The sequence below is a fragment of the Microvirga tunisiensis genome (assembly GCF_009296175.1).
Classification (GTDB): domain Bacteria; phylum Pseudomonadota; class Alphaproteobacteria; order Rhizobiales; family Beijerinckiaceae; genus Microvirga; species Microvirga tunisiensis.
In genome coordinates this window covers 1-3,564 of record NZ_VOSK01000502.1, presented here as the reverse complement: position 1 = coordinate 3,564, position 3,564 = coordinate 1, and the positions used below count along the sequence as shown (strand labels likewise).

Here is a 3,564-nt window from a genome sequence, read left to right as displayed (position 1 = left end):
ATCCGCGCTTCCACCTGCACTTCACGCCGACCTCGGCCTCATGGCTCAACCAGGTTGAGCGCTTCTTTGCCCTGATCACCCAGGAGCGCATTCGGCGGGGCGCCTTCACGAGCGTGCCCGATCTGGAGAGTGCTATCATGGACTACCTGGAGCACCACAATGCCGACCCGAGACCCTTTGTCTGGACCGCCTCGGCCTCAGCTATCCTGGAAAAGGTCGCCCGTGCGAAACAAGCGTTAGAGTCACAACACTAGCAAAGGGGGCACAGCATCCGATGACACAAGTACATGTTATCACTGAAGATAATAAGGAAATATACCGAGATCAGTTGGAGGAATACTTCCGTCTGAGGCAGGAAATCTTCGTCAATGAACGAGGATGGCGTGACTTGAACTGCATCGATGGACGCGAGATCGATGCATACGACAACGAGAATGCGGTTTATCTGCTCGCCATCGATCAGAATAGGGTCGTCGGAGGGCAGCGGCTCTATCCGACACTCCTCCCGCACATGTTGAGCGATGTCTTTGACCACATGGTCCAACGCGGCATTCCTAGGGCGCAGCATATATGGGAATGGACGCGTTATTTCGTTATAAAAAAACAGGAGGATAGGACGGACGGACTGCCGACTTCTTGCAGCCATTCAGCAATTCTGCCTTGAGGAGGGCATCACAGAGATCACAGCGGTTGTCGAGATGTGGTGGCTGCCTCGCTGGCAGCAGGTAGGGTTCAATGTTCGGCCGTTAGGACTGCCGACCATGATTGAGGGCCAACCTTGCATGGCAGCGGCAATCAGAATTTCGCAGGATAGTCTGGATCAAGTTCGCAGCATCGCAGGCCTGCGCGGCTCCTGCCTCTCGCGAGATTCCGGGATCTCCTCTCGCCGTGATCGGGTGCCGCATGTCGCTGCCTGAAGAGAATCCTCCCCTCTCCCACCTGGTCCAGGAGGAGATGATGAACCGCGCGTCTCAGAACCTGGCACATTGTCTTGCGCAGTTCCCGCCCATCGTGCGCCTGAGGCTCCTGGCCTTCACGCATCTGGTGGAATACCCCGATACGATGAGAGCCTCGCTCGAGGTCACGCCATCGGGATCCATGCGCCTGACGTTGGACACCGAGATCGCGCCCGACACGGCCCATCGGCATTGAGAGTCGATCGTCCGGAACGACCGCAAAAAGAAGGGCCTCGCGCTCCCACGAGCGCGAGGCCCTGCCCTTGAAGAGCACCCTTCAGGCAGCCTTAGTATTCACACGAGCCTCGGCGAGCTCGGTCAGCAGCTTGTCGGTCTTCTTCTCTTCCTGAAGATTCTGATCAAGAAGCTTTGCGGCGTCGTTCAGGCCCAGTTCCTGAGCCCAGGTCTTCAGGGAGCCGTAACGGGTGATCTCGTAATGCTCGACGGCCTGCGCAGCCGCAAGAATGCCAGCATCGAGAGCCTCGCTGTCCGCGAAGTCCTCCATGACTTCCTTGCCTTCCTCGATGATGCCGTTGATGGCCTCGCACTGCACGCCTCGGGCCGGCTTACCGAGCATCTCGAAGACCTTCTCGAGCCGCTCGATCTGGCCTTCCGTTTCCAGACGATGGGTCTCGAAAGCCTGCCGCAGCTCCTCGGATTCGGCGTTCTTGGCCATCTTCGGCAAAGCTTTCAGGATCTGCTTCTCGGCGTAGAAAACATCCTTCAAAGTATGAAGGAACAGGTCATTCAGGGTCTTTTCCTTGGCTGCCATTGTCATGACTCCTCGTTGAGCGTGGACTCAACGAAGGTCAAGCTTCGAGGTTCCTCCCGACTTCGGCAACGGAGCGATTTGGAGGAACAACACTGCTTCGCGTCGCGTTCGGCCAAGGTCAATCAAGGAGAACCGACGTGACGAACATGATCTCGGCGAGGACAGGATCGCTGATGAATGGAGAACCCAATCTCAGCACGATCGAACGCGGCACCTATATGCTGGCCGGTCTCGGCCTCGCGGCGGCGGCAGCCAAACCCCGCCCCAACCCGATGTTGAATATCCTGGCGCTCCTGGGCGGTTCCTATCTCGCCTGGCGCGGCTATGTCGGCAATTGCCCCGTCAAGGCAGCTCTCACGGGCTCGCACGGAAGCGACCGCATCGCTCACCACAGCTGATGCAAGAAGGGCCACAGCGAAACTGTGGCCCTCGGCATTCCGATCTCGATCCTGGACCGATCAGTAGGATGACGTCGAACGGCGTCCGGCGATCAGGCCATAGATGAAGAGCACGATGACCGCGCCGACGATGGCGCCGATGAACCCTGCCCCCTCGTCGGCCCGGTACCAGCCCAGAGCCTGCCCGAGATAGGTGGCAACGAGGGCACCCACGATGCCGAGAATGGTTGTGAGGATGAACCCGGATGGCTCGTTCCGGCCAGGCATGATCCATTTCGCGATCAGGCCAGCGACGAAGCCGATGATGATGGTCCAGATAATGCTCATGATGGGTCCCTAGTCTGCGTTGCCTCCACAAGGAACGCACATCCTCGGCTAAGGTTGCGGCGGACGGTGCCCCAAAGCGCGTTTTTCATCATCTCGCCGCACTTGCAGCGGACGGTTGCACCTCATCCACATGGAGACGCCTGCCATGAACTCTGATGCGGAGCACTGGAATTACGAGTCCGTTCAAGCTCTTCTGTCCCTCGCGCGGGAAGGAGCCCCGGTATCGGTGATCAGCCTGAAGCTGAAACGATCGGTCACGGAGGTTCGAGCCAAGCTCAACGACCTCGGTGTCACTCCAGCCGCCGAGGTTTAGAACCCAGGACCCTGGAAGCACACACAAGAGGCTGCGGCGCACAAGGCCGTAGCCTCGAACCTTCGTCTTGCCTGAAGTAATGTAGGGAAGGAAATGGCGCGCCCGAAAGGATTCGAACCTCTGACCCCCAGATTCGTAGTCTGGTGCTCTATCCAGCTGAGCTACGGGCGCTTGGTCGGCAGGTCGTTGCGGGAAGCAACGTTGGCCGAGGCCGGTGACATAGAGGGATCTGATCCGGTTGGCAAGCCTCTTCGTGCAGAAGATGTGCGGAAAGCCTGAGTTTGCCCGTCGCATCGGACTCAAAAGTGGCTTCCGCTTTCGGGATCCATCCGGTGCTCATTCCTCTTCTAGTGTTCTGTCACTGACGAGTGATTCCGAAATCCGATCCGACGTGCGATCCTGCTCTGATGGGCAAGATCGAACGCATTGAGGTTCCCGCCGCTGATCGAGATCGCTTGGAGAGCTTGGTCGGTGACCGCAACACATCCCAGAAGGTCGTCTGGCGGGCTCGGATTGTTCTGCTGGCTGGTGAGGGCCTGCGCGCTACCGAGGTCGCCGGCCGCGTCGGCACGAGCACTCTGACGGTGAGGCGCTGGCGCCGCCGCTATGCGCAGGCGGGCGTCGACGGGCTTCTCAAGGACGCCACCCGCCCGCCAGGGCGCAAGCCCCTGACGGCCGCGGTGATCCAGCGGGTTGTCGACATGACCCTGCATGAGAAGCCGCCGCGAGCGACGCAGTGGAGCGTGCGCTCGATGGCCGCTGTCACAGGCCTGTCCCACACCAGCGTGCAGCGGATCT

Annotated in this window: 7 protein-coding genes, 1 tRNA gene and 1 pseudogene; 6 read left to right on the top strand and 3 right to left on the bottom strand. The window is 59.6% G+C overall.

Translation table 11 applies throughout. The features are described from left to right. The 3 genes and pseudogenes from FS320_RS46605 to FS320_RS40180 all read left to right on the top strand — a co-directional run. Window positions 1-254 (top strand): annotated as a pseudogene (locus FS320_RS46605) (IS630 family transposase); the annotation flags it as partial. A gap of 20 nt (window positions 255-274) precedes the next feature. Further along, window positions 275-664 (top strand): acyl-homoserine-lactone synthase, encoded by a 390-nt coding sequence (locus tag FS320_RS49200; protein WP_244627692.1) that lies wholly within the window; start codon window positions 275-277, stop codon window positions 662-664. Window positions 665-903: 239 nt separating this feature from the next. Further along, entirely contained in the window at window positions 904-1,152 is a 249-nt protein-coding gene (locus FS320_RS40180) for a hypothetical protein (RefSeq protein ID WP_152718044.1), read from the top strand. Window positions 1,153-1,233: 81 nt separating this feature from the next. On the opposite strand, the gene FS320_RS40175 is transcribed toward FS320_RS40180, so the two are convergent. Further along, on the bottom strand, window positions 1,234-1,728 hold the full coding sequence (locus FS320_RS40175) for a YciE/YciF ferroxidase family protein (RefSeq protein WP_152718042.1): 495 nt from the start codon (window positions 1,726-1,728) through the stop codon (window positions 1,234-1,236). Between the two features lie 146 nt (window positions 1,729-1,874). Between FS320_RS40175 and FS320_RS40170 the strand changes: the two genes are divergently transcribed. Continuing rightward, entirely contained in the window at window positions 1,875-2,126 is a 252-nt protein-coding gene (locus tag FS320_RS40170; protein WP_152718046.1) for a YgaP-like transmembrane domain, read from the top strand. Window positions 2,127-2,186: 60 nt separating this feature from the next. Here FS320_RS40170 and FS320_RS40165 read toward each other — a convergent pair whose 3' ends face one another. Beyond that, complete coding sequence (locus FS320_RS40165; RefSeq protein ID WP_152718040.1) at window positions 2,187-2,453, bottom strand: GlsB/YeaQ/YmgE family stress response membrane protein; 267 nt, start codon at window positions 2,451-2,453, stop codon at window positions 2,187-2,189. A 145-nt stretch (window positions 2,454-2,598) separates the two neighbouring features. On the opposite strand from FS320_RS40165, the gene FS320_RS46600 reads away from it, so the two are divergent. After that, window positions 2,599-2,766 carry a hypothetical protein gene (locus tag FS320_RS46600; protein WP_162866327.1) on the top strand — a complete coding sequence of 56 codons (168 nt, stop codon included), beginning with the start codon at window positions 2,599-2,601 and terminating at the stop codon, window positions 2,764-2,766. A gap of 94 nt (window positions 2,767-2,860) precedes the next feature. Here the strand turns inward: FS320_RS46600 and FS320_RS40160 are convergent. Then, window positions 2,861-2,937, bottom strand: a tRNA-Arg gene (locus tag FS320_RS40160). A 236-nt stretch (window positions 2,938-3,173) separates the two neighbouring features. Between FS320_RS40160 and FS320_RS40155 the strand changes: the two genes are divergently transcribed. Continuing rightward, a partial coding sequence (locus FS320_RS40155; RefSeq protein ID WP_152713122.1) for a helix-turn-helix domain-containing protein occupies window positions 3,174-3,564 on the top strand: 391 nt, incomplete at its 3' end.

Coding starts and splice junctions, on each gene's coding strand:
- FS320_RS40165 (WP_152718040.1), bottom strand. CDS start 2,453: ATGAGCATTATCTGGACCATCATCATCGGCTTCGTCGCTGGCCTGATC.
- FS320_RS40170 (WP_152718046.1), top strand. CDS start 1,875: ATGATCTCGGCGAGGACAGGATCGCTGATGAATGGAGAACCCAATCTC.
- FS320_RS40175 (WP_152718042.1), bottom strand. CDS start 1,728: ATGGCAGCCAAGGAAAAGACCCTGAATGACCTGTTCCTTCATACTTTG.
- FS320_RS49200 (WP_244627692.1), top strand. CDS start 275: ATGACACAAGTACATGTTATCACTGAAGATAATAAGGAAATATACCGA.
- FS320_RS40180 (WP_152718044.1), top strand. CDS start 904: ATGTCGCTGCCTGAAGAGAATCCTCCCCTCTCCCACCTGGTCCAGGAG.
- FS320_RS46600 (WP_162866327.1), top strand. CDS start 2,599: ATGAACTCTGATGCGGAGCACTGGAATTACGAGTCCGTTCAAGCTCTT.